The organism is Rhodothermales bacterium (assembly GCA_013002345.1).
Lineage (GTDB): Bacteria > Bacteroidota > Rhodothermia > Rhodothermales > JABDKH01 > JABDKH01.
This window is the reverse complement of sequence record JABDKH010000212.1, coordinates 1-20345: the sequence shown is the minus strand read 5'-3', so window position 1 is coordinate 20345 and position 20345 is coordinate 1. Positions and strand designations below refer to the sequence as shown.

The 20345-nt window shown below is 61.6% G+C and carries 11 protein-coding genes and 1 pseudogene; 9 read left to right on the top strand and 3 right to left on the bottom strand.

The window, feature by feature from the left end:
* Positions 1 to 888 (bottom strand): hypothetical protein (locus tag HKN37_11010; GenBank protein ID NNE47178.1); only part of this gene is annotated, 888 nt, incomplete at its 3' end.
* A 163-nt stretch (positions 889 to 1051) separates the two neighbouring features.
* On the opposite strand from HKN37_11010, the gene HKN37_11005 reads away from it, so the two are divergent.
* The 3 genes from HKN37_11005 (at position 1052) to HKN37_10995 (ending at position 7829) form a co-directional block, all read left to right on the top strand.
* A complete protein-coding gene (locus tag HKN37_11005) occupies positions 1052 to 1423 on the top strand; it encodes a DoxX family protein (protein NNE47177.1) in 372 nt (123 codons plus the stop codon).
* Between the two features lie 94 nt (positions 1424 to 1517).
* The gene (locus HKN37_11000) at positions 1518 to 4400 is read left to right on the top strand and encodes a protein kinase (GenBank protein ID NNE47176.1); all 2883 of its coding nucleotides are present in this window, start codon (positions 1518 to 1520) and stop codon (positions 4398 to 4400) included.
* A gap of 561 nt (positions 4401 to 4961) precedes the next feature.
* Positions 4962 to 7829: a protein kinase gene (locus tag HKN37_10995; protein NNE47175.1), complete on the top strand. Its 2868-nt coding sequence runs from the start codon at positions 4962 to 4964 to the stop codon at positions 7827 to 7829.
* A 53-nt stretch (positions 7830 to 7882) separates the two neighbouring features.
* Here HKN37_10995 and HKN37_10990 read toward each other — a convergent pair whose 3' ends face one another.
* Both HKN37_10990 and HKN37_10985 read right to left on the bottom strand, forming a co-directional pair.
* Positions 7883 to 8797, bottom strand: a complete 915-nt coding sequence (locus HKN37_10990; protein ID NNE47174.1) for a methionine synthase — start codon at positions 8795 to 8797, stop codon at positions 7883 to 7885.
* Positions 8798 to 8898: 101 nt separating this feature from the next.
* Entirely contained in the window at positions 8899 to 9534 is a 636-nt protein-coding gene (locus HKN37_10985; GenBank protein ID NNE47173.1) for a corrinoid protein, read from the bottom strand.
* Between the two features lie 246 nt (positions 9535 to 9780).
* Between HKN37_10985 and HKN37_10980 the strand changes: the two genes are divergently transcribed.
* From HKN37_10980 to HKN37_10955, 6 genes and pseudogenes are all read left to right on the top strand, one after another.
* A complete protein-coding gene (locus HKN37_10980; GenBank protein ID NNE47172.1) occupies positions 9781 to 10866 on the top strand; it encodes a hypothetical protein in 1086 nt (361 codons plus the stop codon).
* Positions 10867 to 10981: 115 nt separating this feature from the next.
* The gene (locus tag HKN37_10975) at positions 10982 to 11362 is read left to right on the top strand and encodes a hypothetical protein (GenBank protein NNE47171.1); all 381 of its coding nucleotides are present in this window, start codon (positions 10982 to 10984) and stop codon (positions 11360 to 11362) included.
* Positions 11359 to 11490, top strand: a pseudogene (locus HKN37_10970) (hypothetical protein). Before HKN37_10975 ends, HKN37_10970 begins: the two are co-directional and overlap by 4 nt.
* 6 nt (positions 11491 to 11496) lie before the next feature.
* A complete protein-coding gene (locus tag HKN37_10965; GenBank protein ID NNE47170.1) occupies positions 11497 to 11841 on the top strand; it encodes a tetratricopeptide repeat protein in 345 nt (114 codons plus the stop codon).
* 304 nt (positions 11842 to 12145) lie between these two features.
* Positions 12146 to 15838 carry a PQQ-binding-like beta-propeller repeat protein gene (locus HKN37_10960; GenBank protein NNE47169.1) on the top strand — a complete coding sequence of 1231 codons (3693 nt, stop codon included), beginning with the start codon at positions 12146 to 12148 and terminating at the stop codon, positions 15836 to 15838.
* On the top strand, positions 15835 to 20345 hold a 4511-nt coding region (locus HKN37_10955; GenBank protein ID NNE47168.1), incomplete at its 3' end, for a S8 family serine peptidase. The genes HKN37_10960 and HKN37_10955, both read left to right, overlap by 4 nt.

Genomic DNA, 20345 nt, shown 5'->3' with positions numbered 1-20345 from the left:
ATAGAGAGCGGTGAGGGTCTCGTCGGTGCTGTTCGCAGCGTCATCCATCCACGTGGTCTCGTACGTATACGTGGTAATGAGGTCGGCAGTGGCCTCGTCGTACTGCCAGTCGACGGTCGTGTTGGTGACAAAGGCGTACGCGTGCTGTTGGAAAAGATCGAGCGTCGCCGGACTTGTGTCGGGAAGAATTGCGACGGATAGATAATCCTTACCGCTGAGCGACGACTGAAAGGTGCCCGTGCCGGACCACGTTGATCCGGACGGCGCGAAGATTCCGTAGTGCTTTCCGGCTACCGTGATGCCAAGTACGCCGCCCTGATCATGCCAGACGGTCGGAGTCGATGCCGGTGTGATGATCGCGTTGCCGCCGGAGATTCTGAAGAACACGTACGGGAGACCGTGTCCGAAAGTCGCCTCCATGGACACAGCTGCGTCCTCCCACAGAGCGGTCGCAGTCCAGTCGCCGTAGTGGTGGGCGCTGGTGCGAGAGGCTGAGAGACCGTTGACGCCCACCGTCAGCTGGTGCGAGAACGGGTAGAGGTAATCATTGGCTGCGAAGATGTGATCGGATGTGTATCCGACCTGCAGGCCGGTGCTGACGGCCTTCACGTTCAGTGGATGCGCGTACAGCACATTGGAGTGGGGATCGCCGAAGAACGGATAGATCAGGCTGCTCCAGAAGTCGTTCGACTGCACGGGCAGTGAGAACGCGGAGGAGACTTTGGGGCCGATGCTTTGTCCGGACGAATTCTGTGGGCCGACGGCGCCGGAAGGCAATGAGGTGCTGTAACTACCGGAGCCAACAGTCACGGTCTGGCCGTCGGCCGGTTCGAAGGCTGCGAAGAGGAGGCCAATCAGTAGATAGCGGCCGAAGAGTTTGGGATTCATCGTGTCCTGCGTTGAGGTGTGTCTTTTTTCTGCGTGGCTATGATCGCATGCGTGCGCTGCGGCCGTCTGACTCAGTCACTTTATGGAACGTATAAACATTGGATAGCGACTAGTTGGAGCGTTTTGTTTAGATTTCGTCACGTAGTAATAGAGGAAACGTGCAATGCCGTCTTTTTCAATTCTGTTGGTTCTCCAGGTAATCGCAGGGCTCGGCCTGTTGAACGTGTGGCTGATTCGTGCCAATTCTGAGACGGCTTACCGAGGCGGCGATGCCAAGACGCTGAAGGACGAGTTTGCCGCGTACGGCTTGCCCGTGTGGCTCTTCTACGTCGTAGGCGTGCTAAAGGTCGGTGCAGCGATTGCGCTGCTCGCGGGCATATTTCTTCCAAGCCTCGTCGTTCCAGCCGCGCGGATTCTGGTCGTGCTGATGCTGGGTGCTCTCGCGATGCATTTCAAGGTAAAGGACCCGCCGATTAAGTCCCTGCCAGCTTTTCTCGTTCTTGCGATGGGTGTGGCGATCCTGCTGATGGGCTAGACGGAACTGGCGCGTGTGTCGCAGGCACCAGGAAGTTGTAAGCAACTGAGCGGATCGACGACGGCATCGCTCCCTCTTGCAACCGCCGAACGCAATGATTGGAAAGAAGATTGCACACTTTGAGGTCGAAGAAATTCTCGGCCGTGGCGGAATGGGTGTGGTGTACAAAGCGCGAGATACGCGTCTCAATCGCAGCGTGGCTCTCAAGTTTCTCCCGGCCCACACGGTCACCTCAGACGAATCCAGAGTCCGATTCTTGAGGGAGGCACAGATTGCGGCTGCTCTGAGTCACACCAATATCGCCGCTGTCTACGACCTCGGTGAGACGGATGACAAGCAGGTATTCATCGTAATGGAGCTCATTGACGGTGAGACGCTCTCCGACACGATGGAGCGTGGACCTCTGCCACTCCAACAGGCCATCGAAATCGGCGTGCAGATCGCATCTGGCCTTCAGGCTGCTCACGAGTCGGGTATCGTCCACCGCGATGTGAAGCCGTCGAACATCATGCTTTCGAACACGGGCGAGGCGAAGATCCTGGACTTTGGCCTGTCCAAACTCGCGGGAAGTCAGGTTCTGACAAAGACGGGTTCGACACTCGGCACCGCGTCCTACATGAGTCCGGAGCAGGTCCGCGGAGAAGACGTGGACTTCCGTACGGACATCTGGTCACTGGGGGTTGTCCTGTACCAGTTACTCTGTGGCCAACTGCCATTCGAGGGTACGTATGAAGCCGCCATTGCCTATGCAATCCTGAATACGGAGACCGACATCGCCGCAGCCACTAATCCGGACGTGCCGGAGCGAATTTCACGGATCGTCGAGCGAGCGATGCAGAAAGACGCGAATGAGCGCTACGGTTCGATGGCCGATTTTCGAGACGACCTCGACGCGTTCGCGACGGGGGGCTCGCATTCAGTCGCGTCTGCGCGGTCACAGGCAGCCGGCGGCAAAATGCGAATGATCGTAGGTGCCGTCGCGATTGTGGCAGCCGTTTCCATCATCGCACTGTTGTGGACGAACCGGAACGCAAAGAGACAATGGGCTGCTCAGGTCGCGATACCCGAAATCGAGCGCCTTGCCGACGCTGAGAATTGGAGAGCGGCCTTTGCGCTCGCTCGAGAGGCGGAACCATACATGGGAGCGGACTCGGCCCTGATCAAACTACGGCCGCAGTTCTCAGCGGCGTACAGCATCAACACCGATCCCCCGGGCGCGGACGTATTCGCGAGGCCCTACGCGGACGTGGCGGGTGAATGGGAGCCCATCGGCCAAACGCCCCTCGAGGAGCATCCGTATCCCAGAGGGTGGTACCGTTTGAGAGTGGAGAAAGACGGCTACGACGACTTTGAGATGGCGACGGGCCGGTGGTCCCGAACGGTCGATGTTAACGTAGCGCTCACGACTTCGGCTGGCTACGTTGACGTACCCGGTCGGGAGCAGGGAGATGGGTACCTCCTGCCAGTCGGCCTGGATCATCTGGGCTCCGAGCCCCTCACGGCGTTTCGAATAGACCGATTCGAGGTTACAAATGCGGAGTTCAAGGCCTTTGTCGACGGTGGCGGCTACCGGGACCCCGCCTACTGGACGGTTCCGTTCGAGAGCGTGGGCCGGAGGATCACGTGGGAGGAAGCCATGAAGCTCTTCGTCGACACGACCGGTCAACCCGGACCGTCCACATGGGAGGTCCAGGACTTTCCGGACGGTCAGGAAGCCTACCCTGTCACCGGTATCAGTTGGTACGAAGCGGCTGCATACGCCGAGTTCGTCGGCAGAAGATTACCCACACTGTTCCACTGGGCCACCGCCGCAAGCATCTGGTGGAGCAACAAGATCGTGCCGCTGAGTAATATTCTCGGCGACGGTCCGGCGGCCGTGGGAAGCTTTCAGGGCATGAGCCCCTCTGGTGCATACGATCTGGCCGGTAATGCCCGCGAGTGGATCTGGAATGCAAGCGGAGACCCCGGCAAGCGGTACCTGCTTGGTGGCGGATGGAACGACCCCGACTACGCCTTTACGGACGCCTTTGCAGTAGACGCGATGGACCGTTCCGTGACCAACGGTTTCAGGTGTATTGAGTACATCGAACCGAACGACAATCAGGAGGCGCTGGAGCGACCGCTCGCGCGAGCGTTCCGGGACTACTACGCGGAACAGCCCGCTTCGGATACGGAATTCGAGGGATTTCTCAGGCAATATGCCTACGACCGGTCGCCGCTGAACGCCACGGTCGAGAGCACGGACGACAGCCAGGAAGACTGGATCAGAGAAGAGATCACATTCGATGCCGCCTACGGTAACGAGCGCGTGATAGCCTATTTGTTTCTTCCCAGAAACGCTGTTGCGCCTTTCCAGACGGTCGTGTTCTTCCCGGGGTCTGGCGCCATCTCCCGAACTACCAGCGACGACCTCAGCCCGGGGTCGCGGGATTTTATCCTCAAGAGCGGGCGGGCGTATCTGCATCCGATATACAAGAGCACCTATGAGCGCGCCGACGACATCACGAGCGACTACGGCGACGAGAGCGTGTACTACCGCAGCCGCGTAATCATGTGGGCAAACGATCTGAGTCGCTCCATCGACTACCTGCAGACACGCGACGATATCGACTCGGACCGGATTGCCTATCTCGGCTATAGCTGGGGAGGCGCGTCGGGGCCTATCATGACCGTAGTTGAGCCGCGCTTCAAGGCCAGTGTACTCTACGTGGCGGGGTTGTATCCGTCGACGGTTTCGCCGGAGGTGGACCCGTTCAACTTCATCCCGCGCATCAAGACGCCCACGCTGATGTTGAATGGCAGGTACGATTTCTTCTATCCGTACGAGACTTCGCAGAAGCCATTTTACGAGCAGCTCACTCTGCCAGACGACGAGAAGGAATTCTACGTATCCGACGGCGGTCACTATGTGCCAAGGGAGGAGCTAGTGTCCCGGACGCTGGCATGGCTTGACCGATTCCTGGGATCCGTAAGATGAAAGTGACACGGATCTCGGCTAACGTAATGCTCGGGTCGAAATTGTGACCGCACAGTCTGTCACGGAAGGAACTGATCAGGGAGGCCTGACCTGGTTGGATCGATGCCTGGGACCGGTACATAGATAGCAACAGGTGCCGCGTGATCGAGCTGGTCGAACGATTCGTAGTCCGGCGGGGGGAACGCATCGCCGTTCTAGGCGGCGTGACGCTCACCTGCTGACTTTCGGTGATGATGCGACGATCCGCGGTCGCGTACAAGAGATCCTCGAGCGTGCCGTGCCGCGCTGTGGCTACGCGGCCGGCTCGGGCAACAGCATCCCCAACTACGTGCCCGCGGCGCATTTCCTCGCGATGGTTGAGGAGGTCCACGAGTTGAATGGGAGGTAGACGGGAGCAACGCGCGAAGCGTGAGCGACGATGAAGTTCCTGCGGGGTCAGTCGGATGACTATCTTGCAGACAGGCAGACAAGGATTACAGAGACTGTCGAGATAGTGACTCTGTCGGCCGACCTGTTTCCGCAGGAATCCCCCATGACCCGAAACCCGTCTACGAAATCCCCATGATCGGATCACACATCTCGCATTACAAGATCCTCGAAGAGCTCGGGCGTGGGGGTATGGGGATCGTCTTCAAGGCTGAGGACACAAAGCTCGACCGGACGGTGGCGCTCAAGGTGTTGCCGGCAGGTGCGCTGGCCTCCGATGACGACCGCGAGCGCTTCCTGCGTGAAGCGCGGGCTGCCGCGAAGCTGCACCATTCGAACATCGCGACAATCTTCGAGATCGGCGACGCACTTGCCGATGGGGCAAGCACCCCGCAACCGTACATCGCGATGGAGTACGTTGCGGGGAGCACGCTGGCCGGCATGATTGCGGACGGTCCTCTCGAGCAAGAGAAGATTCGCGCGATCGGTCGGCAGATGTGCGAGGCGCTCACGACAGCGCACAGCGCAGGCGTCATTCATCGCGACATCAAACCCGGCAACGTGATGCTCACTGAGGCGGGTGTGGTGAAGGTGCTCGACTTCGGCCTCGCAAAAGTCGAAGACGACCCCGCCATAACAAAGGATGGCTCCACGATTGGAACGATCGCGTACATGAGTCCGGAGCAGGCTCGCGGTGAAGCCGTCGACGCACGATCGGATCTCTGGAGTCTGGGCGTCATCTTGTACGAGATGCTTGCCGGTACGCGCCCCTTCGTGGGTTCCTACGATACGGCCGTTCTCTACTCGCTCCTGAACGAGACGCCGGCGCCGCTTCCCGACGCCGTTCCTTCCGATCTCCGCCACCTGGTCGGGGACCTGCTGAGCAAGGATCCTGACGAGCGTCCTTCATCAGCCGACGAGATCCTCGTCCGACTCGGCGGGATGGCAGACGATTCGGAGACACCGGCCCTCGTTCGACGGCGCAGTCCGTTGATCGGCATTGCGCTGGTGGCGGTCGTGCTTATCGCAAGCGCGGCGGTCGGCATCGGGCTGATGAGAAATCGTACGCAGGCAGACGTCAGATCGAAACTCCTTCCACGTCTCGACTCCCTTCTCGCCACATCGACATACGACGCCCGATCCGCCGATACGTGGGAGGCCTTCGACCTGGCTCGCCGTGCCGTCGAGACGCTGCCGGGCGAGCCCTACGTTCAGGAACTTGTGGGCCGCGCCACGGGCCGACTGTGGGTAGATGCGGATCAACCGATTGACGTATCCATCCGATCCGACAGTGCCGGGCGGGCGGCGTGGAAGCCCCTTGCGGGCGCCGCCGGGCAGACAGTCCCCCGCGGGTATCATCAGATCAGGATCCGGTCGGCGGGATTCGTAGAGCAGGATCGGCTGGTGTTCCTCTCCGATTCGACTCGTCTCGAGGTGACTCTGGATGCGTCGGGCACAGTGCCGGAGGGGATGGTACGGGTCGACGAATCGGAGCGGCCGCTGCGGATGCCGTATCTCGATCACCTTCCAGCGCGTCAGGTGACGTCGTTTTTGATGGACCGTTTTGAGGTCACCAACTCGCAATTCAAAGCCTTCATCGACGACGGCGGCTACACCGATCGCGCGTTATGGCACCCGTCTTCGCCCGATCCTGCGCAGACGTTTGTGGATGCGACAGGTCGACCGGGGCCGTCGACCTGGTCTCTGGGGCGATTTCCCGAGGGGCAAGAAGATTATCCTGTGCGAGGACTGAGCTGGTATGAGGCGGATGCCTGTGCCCGGTGGATGCGAAGAGCACTGCCGACGGTCTATCACTTCAATGCCGCCGCTTCGTTCTTTGCAGCCGCATACCTGCTTCCGGGCGCGAATATCGACAACCAGGGTGGTCCGCTGCCGGTCGGCGCGTCCGGAAGTATGAGCGGTCCGGGCACGTACGACCTCGCAGGAAACGTCCGCGAGTGGACGGCGAACGGCAGCGTGCGTGACGGCCGGAGGTTTACGCTTGGCGGTGCGTGGAACGATCCTCCGTACAGCTTTCAGGATGCCTACACACTCGATCCCCTGGACCGCGGGGAGACGAACGGCTTCCGCACGATTCAATGGCTCGGCGACGTTGTCGCGAGTTTAAACGAATCCATCGAGCTGCCCTTCCGAGACTACGCGACGGAGCGGCCGGTCGACGATGTGACCTTCGCTCAGTTCCAGGGCTACTTTGGCTACGATCCGGCACCGCTCAATCCGATACTGATCAGCGCGGACTCCAGTGACGCCGACTTCGTCGTGGAGCAAGTGTCGTATCACGCGGGCTACGGAACCGATCGTATGACCGCCTGGGTCTTCGTTCCTGCCGCCACGAAACCTCCCTACCAGGCCATCCTCTATTTCCCGGGGGACTGGGCGTTCGGAGTAGATCGACCCATGCCCGACCTTCCGCCCGCGAAAGACTACTGGGACTACATCGTGCGGGATGGCCGGCTCCTCGTCGTGCCGGTCTTCCGTAATCAGTTCGATCGCGGCTCGGAGCTGGCGAGTTCAACACCGGCCGAGTCGATCGTCTACCGCGATCACATGATCATGTGGTCGAAGGAGGTCGGCCGTACGGTGGACTACCTGCTGGAACGAGGTGACGTCGACCCGGAGGCACTTGCCTTCGTCGGACTTAGCTGGGGCTCGCGAGTTTCGCCCGTGATGCTGTACCACGAACCGCGATTCCGCACGGCCGTGCTTGAGATTGGTGGGCTGCGTTTTCAGCGTTCACGTCCGGAGGTTGATCCCTTCAACTACCTGACGCGCATCACGTTGCCTGTTCTCATGCTGAACGGGCAGTATGATTTCTACTTTCCGCTGGAAACCTCGCAGATTCCGTTCTTCGAGAACCTGGGGACTCCGCTGGCGCACAAAGAGATGCGACTATATGAGACGAGTCACAGTCTCCCAAAAAACGAGCTGATCCGGGAGACGCTGGCGTGGTTCGACCGGTACCTTGGTCCGGTGGAGAGATAGCCGCGCGATTACGCCAGGCCAATCGTACGCGTCGCGTTCTTCCGCGCCTCGGATTACGGGTCTCGTGGAGTACGCGTAGTGCTATCGTGCGTGCTGCCCTGAATTGCATCCGCAATGTCTTTGACGTGCTCCGGTGTCGTTCCGCAACAACCGCCAATGACGCGGGCGCCGTGCGTACGATAGCGGACGCCATACGCAGCCATCTGTTCAGGGGTGACACGGTAGTGAGGCGGGTCGCCTTCCGGCAGACCGGCGTTCGGCTTGGCCCAGACAGGGAGGTCCGTGGCCGCCACGAGCTCATCGATGATCTCTTCCATGTCGTCCGTAGTTCGGCCGCAGTTCGCGCCGACCGCGGCGAGCCTGAGGTCGCCAAGCGCATCCACCATCGCCGTCGGACTGACGCCCATCATCGTTCGCGTTCCCCGGTCGTAGCTGAAGCTGCAGATGAGCGGAAGATCCGACACTCGCACTACGCCTTCAATGGCGGCGCGAGCCTCCTCGATCGCGAAGAAAGTCTCGAGAATCAGGAAGTCCACTCCACCCTCCTCCAGCGCCCTCGCCTGCTCGGCAAATACCTCAGACACTTCGTCCAACCCAAGCGATCCGTAGGGCTCAACGAGAGAACCGGTCGGACCCATCGAGCCACCGACAAAGATGGTGCGATCGGCTTCATCCGCCGCCAGCCGTGCCATGTGCGCCGCGCTTCGGTTGAGTTCTGCGACCCGACCCGCGTACTGCGACCGACTCATTCCGATTCGATTGCCGCCGAAGCTACAAGTCAAAATGAGGTCCGACCCGGCTTCCACAAACGACCGATGCAGTGACCGGATAGCGTCCGGCCGGTCGATCACCCACTCCTCGGCGGGCATTCCCGGGGTCAGGCCGGCAGCCTGCAGGTTTGTGCCGATGGCGCCGTCGGCCACGAGCACGTCGGCCGATTGAAGTCGTGTTCCAAAATCTTCAACCATGGGAGTAATGCGGAAAAGCGTTGCGGTGAACTTACCGATCGAAGCGTGAGTCGTCGAGTACCGGGCAGAAACAAATCGGAGACCCGCCTACCTGCACCACGCTATTCTATCAGTGATCGGGCCAGCGCAACAGCGCGGCTGGCATCCGGAGCATAACCGTCTGCACCAATCTGTTTTGCATATGCCTTCGAAACCGGTGCGCCTCCCACCATCACTTTCAACCCGTCTCTCGCACCGGCGGCTTCCAGCGCCCGGATCGTCCGCTCCATCTGCGGCATCGTTGTGGTCAGCATCGCCGACAGCGCGACGAGATCGACGGGACGCGACCTAACCGCCTCGATGAAGTCATCAGCGGCAACGTCAACGCCCAGATCCACGATCTCGAAGCCGGCGCCTTTCAGCATCGCGACGACGAGGTTCTTCCCGATGTCGTGCATGTCGCCCCTCACCGTGCCGGCGACGACCGTGCCGATCGACTCGACATTAGCATCGATCAAGTGCGGTTTCAAGGTCGCGAGGCCTGCCTGCATGGCACGAGAGGCAATCAGCATCTCAGGAATGTAGAACTCGCCGCGCTCGAAGCGATCGCCGACCTCTGCCATGGCCGCAATCATGCCGTCATCCAGGATAAGTGTCGGAGCAAGACCATCCGACAGTGCATCAGCAACCTTGCTTAGAACGAGGTCTCGATCGCCGGAAACGATCGCATCAAAAAGATCTCGTACGACGTCGCTCATCTAAATGGGATCAGGTCCACTGGTAGCTCTCTCGAAAGGTACTTCGCGACCTCTCGAGATTCATGCGATCCCGGTGCTTCTCGAAATAGCGGGCAACGCAGAAGAGGAAATCTGATCGCACGATCCGGTTCTGTAAAACACGGAAAGCGGCACAGGCCGAGCCAGATCTTTTGCAGGATCGAAGTACCTTGGGTGCAGGACCGATCGTCCTTCGTATCAGACGCAGATTGTCGAAGAGTTGTTGTCATGCATCCACGCGTAGAGAGGATGCCGCCGCCGAGTCCGGACTACAACCGCTTCCTCCGTGTACTCAGGCGGGAGCGCCCGGACCGCGTTCCGCTCATCGAGCTCGGGATTCATCCGACCGTGATCAACACGATGCTCGACGAGCCGACCGTGTTGTCCGGTTCAGTGCGCGACATCATGACTGAGACGGTTCGGCGGAGCGTGCGGGCGCACCACCGGCTTGGATACGACGTCGTCAAGACGTCCGCGATCATCCCGTGGGATGTTGATCGCCTACACGCACGCGGCGGTGTGTCGTCTGGCGCCCTGGACGTTTCGCGTGCCTGGGCAAACGAAAGCGAGGGACCGATTGCGACGCTCGACGACCTGGAACGCTTTGCGTGGCCACAGCCCTCCGACGTTGATTTTCAGCCGGTGGATGTCGCGACCTCGGAGCTGCGGGACGGGATGGGTCTGATCGGCTTCTCCGGCGGGGTGCTCGAGTTCACGATGGACCTCATCGGGATGGAGCGGTTCATGCTCGCGACGGTGCTCGACCCCGGGCTCGTCGAGGCTGTGGTGGAGCGTGTCGGGCAGACGATTTATAGCGTGTTCGAGAACTACTGCGAACGCGAAGAGATTAGGGCGCTCTGGCTGGGTGACGATCTGGGTCACAAGACGGGTCTGCTCGTTTCGCCGCGCCTGCTGGAGCGGCTCGTCTTCCCCTGGTACCAGCGCTATGCGGCCCTCGCCCATGAGCATGGACGTGCGTTTATGATGCACACGTGCGGCAATACGCGTGAGGTGATGGGTACCCTGATTGACAAGGTCGGCATAGACGCGAAGCACAGCTTCGAGGACGTGATCGAGCCGGTCGAACGATTTGTCGACCGGTGGGGCGAGCGCATCGCCGTGCTCGGCGGCGTGGATGTTCACCTGCTGACGGTCGGTGATGAGACGGCGATCAGCAGCCGCGTACGAGAGATCCTCGAGTACGCCGTGCCAAGGTGTGGCTACGCGGCCGGCTCGGGGAACAGTATTCCGGATTATGTGCCAGCGGAACACTTCCTCGCAATGGTTGCGGCAGTGCACGAGTACAACCGGTAGAGGTCCGGCTGACTTGACGTCGGTTCTGCCGACTGCACAGTCTTTGGTCGTGTTTCGTACCGAAATACTAGTAAAGTCATTGTAGGCGGCTTACGCACACGTGCGACAACGGGTCTTGAACGCGGGGAAAGCGGCATGGGAGTCGTGTACCTCGCTGTTGGCGGACTATCCCGTCCAGGCCGTCGTCCCAGCCCTGGAAGGTGCTGGGCAGGATCCCGATCCACTGGTTCGGCTCGCGTCGGCAAGGGCCGCAGCGTCCCGCAGCGTTGATGCTCGTAGCCGACTTACGCTTCCGATGCTGTCCGACCCGATCAAAGCCGTTCGTATGCAGGCGGTGCAGATCCTCGCAGAGTCGTCTCCGGTCAGCATACCGCCCCGGTACGCGGAGACCTTTGACAATGCGCTCGTCGAGTACCGCGAGACGTTGCGCCTGCATGCGGATCGGCCCTCGTTAACGCGGCGGTCGGTCGCCATACCGACGCCGAGGAAGCCCTGAGAACCGCGATACGCCTGAACCCCGACTATACGCCATCCTACGTCAACCTTGCGGACCTTCTGAGAGAACAGGCGCGAGATGCGGACGGTGAGCTCGCACTCCGGGCCGGACTTCGACTCGATTCGGCTTCAGCTGTGCGTCGGCATGCGCTCGGTCTGTTGCTGGTGCGGTTGGGACGTTTCAGCGACGCGATGACGGAATTGAGAATGGCCGCCGAACTTGCTCCGGGCGCACCGCGCTTTGCATACGCCTATGCCATCGGACTCCACTCGACCGGCGACACTGCAGACGCCGTGGACATCCTTGCGGAAACAGCCGTCACACACCCTTACGACATGGACATTCTCACCGCGCTGGTAACGCTAAACCTGGAGCTCGGAAGACGCGACGAGGCACTCGATTACGCGAGTCAGCTGGCTTTGATCGTTCCGGACGACGACCGGGTGATGAACCTCGTGCACTCGCTCAAGAACCGGTGAAGGTGACGATCATTCGAGCCGGGTTCATTCCGATGAACGCGGGCTCACCTCTCGATCTCGCCCAAGCCGTGTCCGGTCCGGCCCCTATTTCGCGCCTTTACACCTAAACACCCAACGAGGTTCAAGAAATCCGAGCATGACGCGTCGAATACGGCCGGCCACGAGCACTCTGTGCCACGCGCGACAACGGCTCCGCCGTGCCGTCTTCTTAGCGCTCGTGGGCATCTCCGCCCATCCCATCGGGACCGCCCGGGGACAAGACCTTTCCCTCCATCCCACGCCGACTGTCTCGGAAGGTAATTCTATGGCGCCCAGCGCGTTCCAGCCGGGGCCCATCGTCCCGCAGTCCGCCTGGGAAATCGACACCAGCCTCGCCGGGGTCTCCTTCGGCCACGCGGTGGCGTCGGACGGCACGATCTACTCTTCGTACTCGGGAGAAATGGTCGCGCGATCGGTCGACGGCACTACTCTCTGGAGTTTTGCACCGTCGTTGGTGTTCGGCGCCCCTCTCCTGTCGGCCGACGAGAGCACCGTCTTCATCGCCGCGCGCGACATCAGCATGTATGCCGTCAACACGGCCGATGGATCCGTCAAATGGAGGCTCCCAGCCCTGTCGCAATGGGTGCAGCCCATCGCTGAAGCGCCCGACGGAACGATCTACGGGATCGAAGGCACGCAGGCCGTCGCCGTGAACCCCGACGGCACCCAGAAATGGCGGTATTCGGCCGGCGTCAACATCGGCGGCGGCGATCTCGTGCCGGACGGGTCGGCCTACATCCTTCGGCTCTCCGACGGGGTCCGGTCGATATCTCCCGCGGGCACGCTCATCTGGGAACGTCCTCGATCATCATGGGGCGGAGACGGCGCCGTCCGGGACGTCATCGGGATGCCCGACGGATCCGTGGTCGTCTGCACCGACTTTGACCTGCACAAGTGGACCGCCACAGGCGCCGACATCTTCCGCGTTCGGCTCCGCTGCAACAGCGTAGCCGTTGGCGTAGACGGCACCATCGCCGCCGGCGCGGGGCAAGTGCTTACGACCTTCTCACGCGACGGTGACAAGCACTGGTCCGCCGGTATTGGCGGGCTGCTAGGAACCACGATGGGTCTCGCTTTCGCCGACGAAGGCCTACTCTTTGTCGGCTCCAGCGACAACACGCTGCGTTCGTACGGCACCCGGGGCCAGCTCCGATGGTCGATACCCACTTCGAACGCTCCGCGAACCGTGGTCGTGGGACCGGGGAAACGAGTCATACTGGACACGTTCCAGTCGCCCACCACTTCGTCGCTGATCAGTGTCGAGGAAGCCCCTGACCCGGCGCTTATAGTCGGCGAGCGCAGCGTCATCGAGTACCGGGACGTGCCCGCCGGCAGTTCGGCGGACGAGGAGGTGACGTTCACGAACCCCGGCACCGCTCCGGTGACCATCACGAGCGTCGATCTAGTTGGCGCGGACTCGCTGTCGTTCAGTGTGTTGTCTGGATGGCCACAGACGGTGACCCCCGACCAGCCGGCAACCTTCACGATTGCGTATTCGCCCGCGACGGCCAGGGCGCACAATGCCGAGCTGGTAGTATCGACAAACGACTTTGTCATGGAACACCGCGTCGAGCTCATTGGCGACTCCGCGCCGCCCGGGTTAGCCGACAGCGCGTGGCCCCATCCGTCGGCCGGCACCGGACTGACGAACACCTCGACCGCAGTTTCACCCGGCACCGGCGCGTCAATCCTGTGGGAATCGTGCTTTGCCACGTCGGATCCCTTCATGACGAGGACCCGTCCCGTCGTCGGTCCGGACGGCACCGTGTACATCGGCTTCTCGGGCCAGGTCATCGCCATCTCAGATTCCGGACAGGAGCTGTGGCGGAACCGGCCGGGTGCGGAACAAATGGCCGTGAGATCCGACGGGGTCGTCCTGTTGTCAGTCAGCAGCGCCTTGAGGGCCTTCTCGCCGAGAGGCAACCACCTCTGGACCTTCTACGGCGAGGGAATCAGCAACACCAACGGCCCACCCGTCATCGCGCCAGACGGAACGATCTACTATGTGTCGGTCTCCTTTACCACCGCCAATGCAACCACACTTCACGCTCTCGACCACGACGGCAACGAACTCTGGAGAACGCTCATCGGGACCACCGGCACCACCATGGACGTCGGACTGACGTCCGCGGGCGACATCGTCGTTGGCGCGAGCCTGGGAATCTGGCTGGTGGACAAGCAGGGGAATCTGCTGTGGAACAGACCATTCAACACCCAGGAGCCGGCCATCGGGCCGGGCGACGTCATCTACGTATCACACCTGGACGGGCTGGATGCACTTGATCCTGCGACCGGTGCGACCATCTGGAACAATCCAAACTCGGGCAGAACCGCCGTCTCCGTCGCCCCGGACGGTGCCATCGTCGCGAACTCGAACATCTTCAACCCCGACGGCACCCTGCGCTCTTCCGGCCTGAGAAGTAATGCCGGCGCCGCGATCTCGTCTGACGGGGTCATATTGATTAATGACCTGGCCACAGTGTTTGCCTATGATCTTAACGGAGCGCTTCAATGGCAGCTGAGTGCGTCGAAGATCTCTAGCAATCCTCCGATCGTCGGTAGAGATGGACGGATCTACATCGCCGGAAACGGCTGCCTCTACGCGATCGGCGTAGAGGCCGAGGCACCCATCATCACGATCGACCCTCCGTTCGTCGACTTTGGATCTGTGGCACCCGGAAACTCCATCGAAGCCACTGTCTCCATAGGCAACGCCGGTGGCGCGATCCTGACGGTATCGGATCTGAGCATCAACGGACCGCATGCCACGGAATATGCGATCGCAGAGCCGACCGCTCCATTTACCGTCGGCCCGTCCGCTCCCGTGGACGTGACCCTCCGATTCTCTCCGGTCGGTACCGGTGTACATCCGGCAGCACTCGTCATCACACACGACGCGGGAGGGTCGCCGACCCTGGTGCCCTTTACGGGCGTAGGAATCGACCCAGTACCATCCGAACTGATGGTCTGGCCCGGTGACACCGACGGCAGCGGAGACGTCTCCGGCATGGACCTCTTTCCGATCGCGAACTGCTACGACCTCACCGGACCGCCGCGCCGCGGCGATTTTGATATCTCGTGGAAGCCGATCCTGGTTGACACCTGGGGCAGCGGGCCGGAGACCGCCGGCTGCTCCCCGATGACCACGCTTGATCCCGTGCTCGCCGACGCCACCGGAGACGGCATCGTCAACCACGAGGACGTGCTCCCTGTAGGCACGAACTTCGGCCTGACTCCGGCCGACACCTCGGACCGGGGAGGAGGCGTTCTTCCCCCCTTGCCCAGAAAAACGTCAGGGTACAACGAGCTCTGGTCGATCCGTGTCGACCCGATAGATCCTGAAATCGATCTCCGCGGCCTGAGTGTCCAGCTTGTACTGCCTGCCGGCGTCGAGCCGCTCGCCGTCCGCGCAGGACCAGCCATCGAGGGCCGTGCTCTGGAGTTCTGGTCCTTCGATCGTGACCGTCAGGTACTTCACGCGGTGGCGACCCTCGTCCGCCCTGATCTCATCGGCGAGCCCGCCAGCGCGCTGCTCTACTTGGAGCTGGAGACTGTCGAACCGCTCTCTCCACGTGACATCCGAATCGTGGGAGCCGCACTCAACACGTCCGAAGGTCCGGTTGAGATCGACGCAGCGCACGTGCTGCTGACATCGACCGGATCCGTGGGCACAGACATCGTCGATCCGCTCCCTCTCCATCCGGAGGTTTCCGTCTTTCCAAATCCCGTGCGCTCGGATGCAAATGTCCGACTGAGCCTTCCCAACGAGTCCGACGTATCTCTGGCACTATACGACGTGCTCGGAAAGCGCGTTCGGACCATTGTTGCTGAACCTCGATCGGCCGGCCGACACAGGTTTCTTCTCGGCACGGACGGACTCGCTTCCGGCGTCTACTTCGTGCGCGTCGCACTCGACGGCCACTCCATTCTAACCAGGTCTCTGGTAGTTACCCGATGACGTCACAGAACAGCGTATCGTACTCAATCCGCCGACGCCTGGTCGGGATCGTGTCGTTTCTGCCGGTCCTTTTGATCGCAGGCAATGTCGCGGTCGCGCAGGAGCGAGATGGCGGGCTGCCACCGATCCCCCGGGTCTTTCCGGGCGAACAGAACGCCGAGGTCGACGTCCCGTCGTGGGCGACGGCGAACAAACCCGTGCACTCGATCAATCTCCTTGAGGCCGCCATTCCGGACAACGACCGCACGGACTATTTCGCCGGGGCCGCTGCCGCCGGTACGGAGGTCACCGACCTGATCGATGACAGCCGGCTCGTCGGCGCAGGTACGATGTCCGCGTCCTCCGCGGGCGCAGAGATACTGGGCAACCAGTTCGTCCGCGTGGAGCCGCCGGACCTGCTGAAGTCTGCACCTGGCGACCAGATGAATTCGGCAATCGTCTCGGACCCGCAGAACAATCTGTACGCAGCATACGAGGATCGGAACGTGTTCCTGGTGTCGCAGAACGGCGATACAACCGTCGTACGAGGAATTCGGGTCATCAAATCGACGGATCTGGGTCGGACGTGGACCTACCTTCTCACGCTCGGTGAGCGCGGTGAGTATCTCACGGGTCCGTCGATAGCCTACGCCCAGGGCTTCGTGTTCGTGTCATATGTGCGCAGCAATGGCAACCTGACCGTCTTCCGGAAGCCCGTCTCCGGATGGTCGGGAGTCGCTCAGTTTTCGCCGCCCGTTCCGGGTGAAATCAGAACCGGCATTCAGGCGGGCTCGCGCTGGGTCATGCGCGCACGGATCGTGTCGGACTCAAAGCTCTTCGAATCGACCGGAAACAGCGCGCTGTATCTCGCCTACGTTATCGCGAAAAAGGCCACCCTTTACGACACCGTTGCGGACCTCTATCTCACCCGATCGCTCACGCTCGGGGACGACTGGACACAACCGCAAGCCCTCGTAGACGACAACCGGCTCGAGGCATACGAGGAGTATCGAGCCGTCGGCATGGACGTCGGCGGAAGCGCCCTCCAGCCTCGACTGCACGTCGCGTACAGCTATAGAGCGGGTGGTGCGCTGGAGCTTCACTCGACGACATCGACTGATTTCGGTGCCACGTTCCCTCCGTCGACTGTGATTGCGACGCAGGAGTCGGGCCACATGTATTCCATCGATGTTTCCGCCCTTGGACCCAACGTCGTGACATCTGTCACCCGGCAGGCGGTATGCGTCTTTTCTTGCTATAGCGAGGTCATGACCTGGTATACCAACAACGGCGGCCAGATATGGAATCCAAACCGCATCGCTATTCAGGCGGCGCACGCCGACGTGTCCCACGACGGTGACGGCAACTTCTACGCCGTGTACTGGAAGGCGGACGGAACCGAACTTCTCGAAGCGGGACAGGCTACGCCGTTGATCGGCAGCCCGCCCGTGGAACTAAGCCCATCTGAGTCGCGAGGTCTCGTGTTCGAGGCGGACCCCGCTGTGACCGGCTTCTGGTCGGGTGCCGGCGCAATGACGACGTACAGCGTCTCGACAGAGCCACCCGACATCAGTTTTGAGTCGACGTTCTTCACGGAGATCACGGGCAACCGGATCGTGCCGTTTTCGGAGGCGGACATTTCGCTCGCACCGAGAGCCATCGACGTATTTCAGGGGGCCAGCCCGCCGGCGAGTGTCGTGCCCGATCCCTCCTGGCCTTCTGCACCCGGCCGTGCGGTAGTCGCCGTTGAAAAGGACGTCTTCGGCAAGATGGCCGTCGATCTCACGGACCTGCACCGCCGCGCCGGTATCACGGGTGTAACGCCACTTCTGGAACTGGCTGCAACGGCGAACGGCAAACTGCCAGGTCTCGCTCGGGGAAGTTCCGTGTTTGTCGTCGAGTTCGACGCGGGCCGCCCCGTTCAGGACGTCGTTGGCGTGTATCAGTCAGACCCGAACGTGCTATTCGCCGAGCCGGACTATCTCTATGAGCGCGACGCAGTGCCAAACGATCCGCTCTACACAAAGCAATGGGCGCTCCGCAATACCGAGCAGGCCGTCCCGTATCCGGAGGGGCCGCTGGTTGGACTGTGGGGCACGGACATCGACGCCGAGAGGGCATGGGATATCTCGACCGGCTCGCCGGGCGTCGTGGTGGCGGTCATCGACGACGGTGTGGACGCATCCCATCCCGAATTCGCCGGCCGAGTCCTGCCTGGATACGACTTTGCGAGCGATGACAGCGATGCGGGTCCGGAAGAGGGCGACGGGCATGGGACGGCCGTCGCGGGCATCATCGCTGCCGCAGGCAACAACGGGATCGGCGTCGCTGGCGTCGCATGGGGCGTCGGAATACTGCCGGTCCGCGTCTTCGACCGGGGTTCCACGTCGTCGTCGATCATCTCACGAGCAATCATCTGGTCGGCGGATCAGGGGGCCAGCGTGATCAACATGAGCCTGGGAGGTCCGGCATACTCACGGTTGATCGAGATGGCGGTCGACTATGCGCACACGCTGGATGCGCTCGTGGTCTCGGCGGCCGGGAATGGCAACATCGATAATCGCGTCATCGCGCACTACCCCGCCGGCTACCGAAACAGCATGTCCATCGGGGCCCTGAGTCCGTGCAATACGAGAAAGACCTCGGCCAATTCATCTCTCGTGCCCGACGGGCGTGGCAAGGATCCGGCGGGAATGTCGTGTGACGAGGAGTACTGGTGGGGCAGCCACTTTGGTGACCTGGACGTGCTGGCACCTGGAACACGCATCCATACGACGGACGTGGTCGGACCCGGAGGCTACGATGACGGCGATTATCTCGCGACATTCAATGGAACATCGGCCGCCTCCCCGTTCGTCGCAGGGGTGGCGGCGCTGGTGCGGTCCGTTGCACCCGCGCTGACGAACGATGAGGTGAGAGCCGTGCTGCAGTTGTCTGCGGTCGACATGGGAGACCCGGGCTGGGACGCAGACACGGGCCATGGCCGAGTGAACGCGTACCGCGCCTTGTTGCTTGCGCAGGGCATAGAAACGCCTGGCGAAATTCTCGTGCACAACAGCGGCTCGATCCCTCTCGTGCTCGGTGGAGTCACCCCTGATCGACCATGGATTAACATCCTGTCTTCTCCGGCTTCAGTCGTGTCCGGCGGAGTGGGAAGTATCAACTTCTCGGTGGACTGGAACGATCCTGCATTCGCCGCGGGCCTGCCGATTCAGGCCGGCATCGAAATCGTCTCCAACGATCCGGACGAGCAGCAGTTGATCGTAACCGTCACCGCCGTGCCCGTAGCGGCCGCTTGCCGCCCTACGTGGACCGTTCCCCTTACCGTGGCCGGGTCCTCCGGCACTCTGGTAACCCTTTTTGGTGAGGGCGTCAACGCGACCGAGGGCCTGGACGCCGGGTGCGGCGAGCGTATCGCAACTGACGGGCTCAGTGCCTTCGAACTGCCGGTGGGCGGCACCGATTCACGGACGGATATTCGCGCCATAACGGGCGAGAACGTCTGGACACTGGCCCTGAATGGCTCAGACTCTTACCAGCTCTCGTGGTCGTCGGAAGATCTCCCGGATGGATCATTCCTCCTCGCGGCCGGAAACGACGTGCCTGTGGATATGCGCGCCGTGCAGGCCCTGACGATCTCCGATCCATTGATCTCCTCCGCGGTGATTTCGCGACGGGACATGGTCTGTATACCCTTCGGCCGTCGGCCGGGTTGGAACCTGCGCACCGTCCCGGTTGCCGTGGGTGACGCCTCCCTGAGAGGCGCTTTTCCCCCCGCCCTGCGGGCCTACGAGCTTAGAGGTGAATACGCAAGGGTCTCAGAGGTTGAATCAGGCCGAGGATACTGGACTTTCTTTGACGGCCCGACGCCAAATGATTCCGGATTCGAAAGTATATGCGGCCGGATCGTGCCCTCTGAGGAAAGGCAGATCGAGCTCGTCCCGGGATGGAATATGATCGGAACGTTCGAGGTGCCTGTCGGCCTGTCGCAGCTGGTCACAGATCCGCCCGGTCTGCTGACGGACTCGGTGCGGACCTACTATTTTGGGGAGTACGTCGCCGTGGACAGCCTCTTCCCTACGGTCGCTTACTGGGTTCGATCCAGCGGAGCGGGAGCGCTTCGCTTCGCCGAGCCGAACTCCGCCCTCGAGTCTGCATTCGCGGCTGGGCCAGCCGCGGCGTCGAGAGCAGCCGGTTTTAGTGACGCCCACCAGGCGTCGCGGACCTCCTCCAGTGGGGCGGCCGTCGAGATCGTCCTCGGACTTCGCGCGAGTAACGGAGACCAGCTTGATCTGAAGTTCGGGCTGGATCCCTGCGCGACCACCGGCTGGGATGAGTGTGTGGGTGAGGAGATCCTGCCACCTATGCCGCCGAAGTCCAGCAATCTCGATGCAAGCTTTGCAGGTGACTCCGACACTCGTGCCCAGTTTGCATGCACCGGGTGTTCCTACGGATCATCTCCAAACCAGCGAGCAAAAGACCGCCGGTTCGGGCTCGTCGACATTCGCACTGGAGACCAGGGAGCGAA

Bases quoted from the DNA above. Each gene is read 5' to 3' on its own strand.
- HKN37_10995 (NNE47175.1), top strand. From the start codon at position 4,962: ATGATCGGATCACACATCTCGCATTACAAGATCCTCGAAGAGCTCGGG.
- HKN37_11005 (NNE47177.1), top strand. From the start codon at position 1,052: ATGCCGTCTTTTTCAATTCTGTTGGTTCTCCAGGTAATCGCAGGGCTC.
- HKN37_10990 (NNE47174.1), bottom strand. From the start codon at position 8,797: ATGGTTGAAGATTTTGGAACACGACTTCAATCGGCCGACGTGCTCGTG.
- HKN37_11000 (NNE47176.1), top strand. From the start codon at position 1,518: ATGATTGGAAAGAAGATTGCACACTTTGAGGTCGAAGAAATTCTCGGC.
- HKN37_10960 (NNE47169.1), top strand. From the start codon at position 12,146: ATGGCGCCCAGCGCGTTCCAGCCGGGGCCCATCGTCCCGCAGTCCGCC.
- HKN37_10980 (NNE47172.1), top strand. From the start codon at position 9,781: ATGCATCCACGCGTAGAGAGGATGCCGCCGCCGAGTCCGGACTACAAC.
- HKN37_10985 (NNE47173.1), bottom strand. From the start codon at position 9,534: ATGAGCGACGTCGTACGAGATCTTTTTGATGCGATCGTTTCCGGCGAT.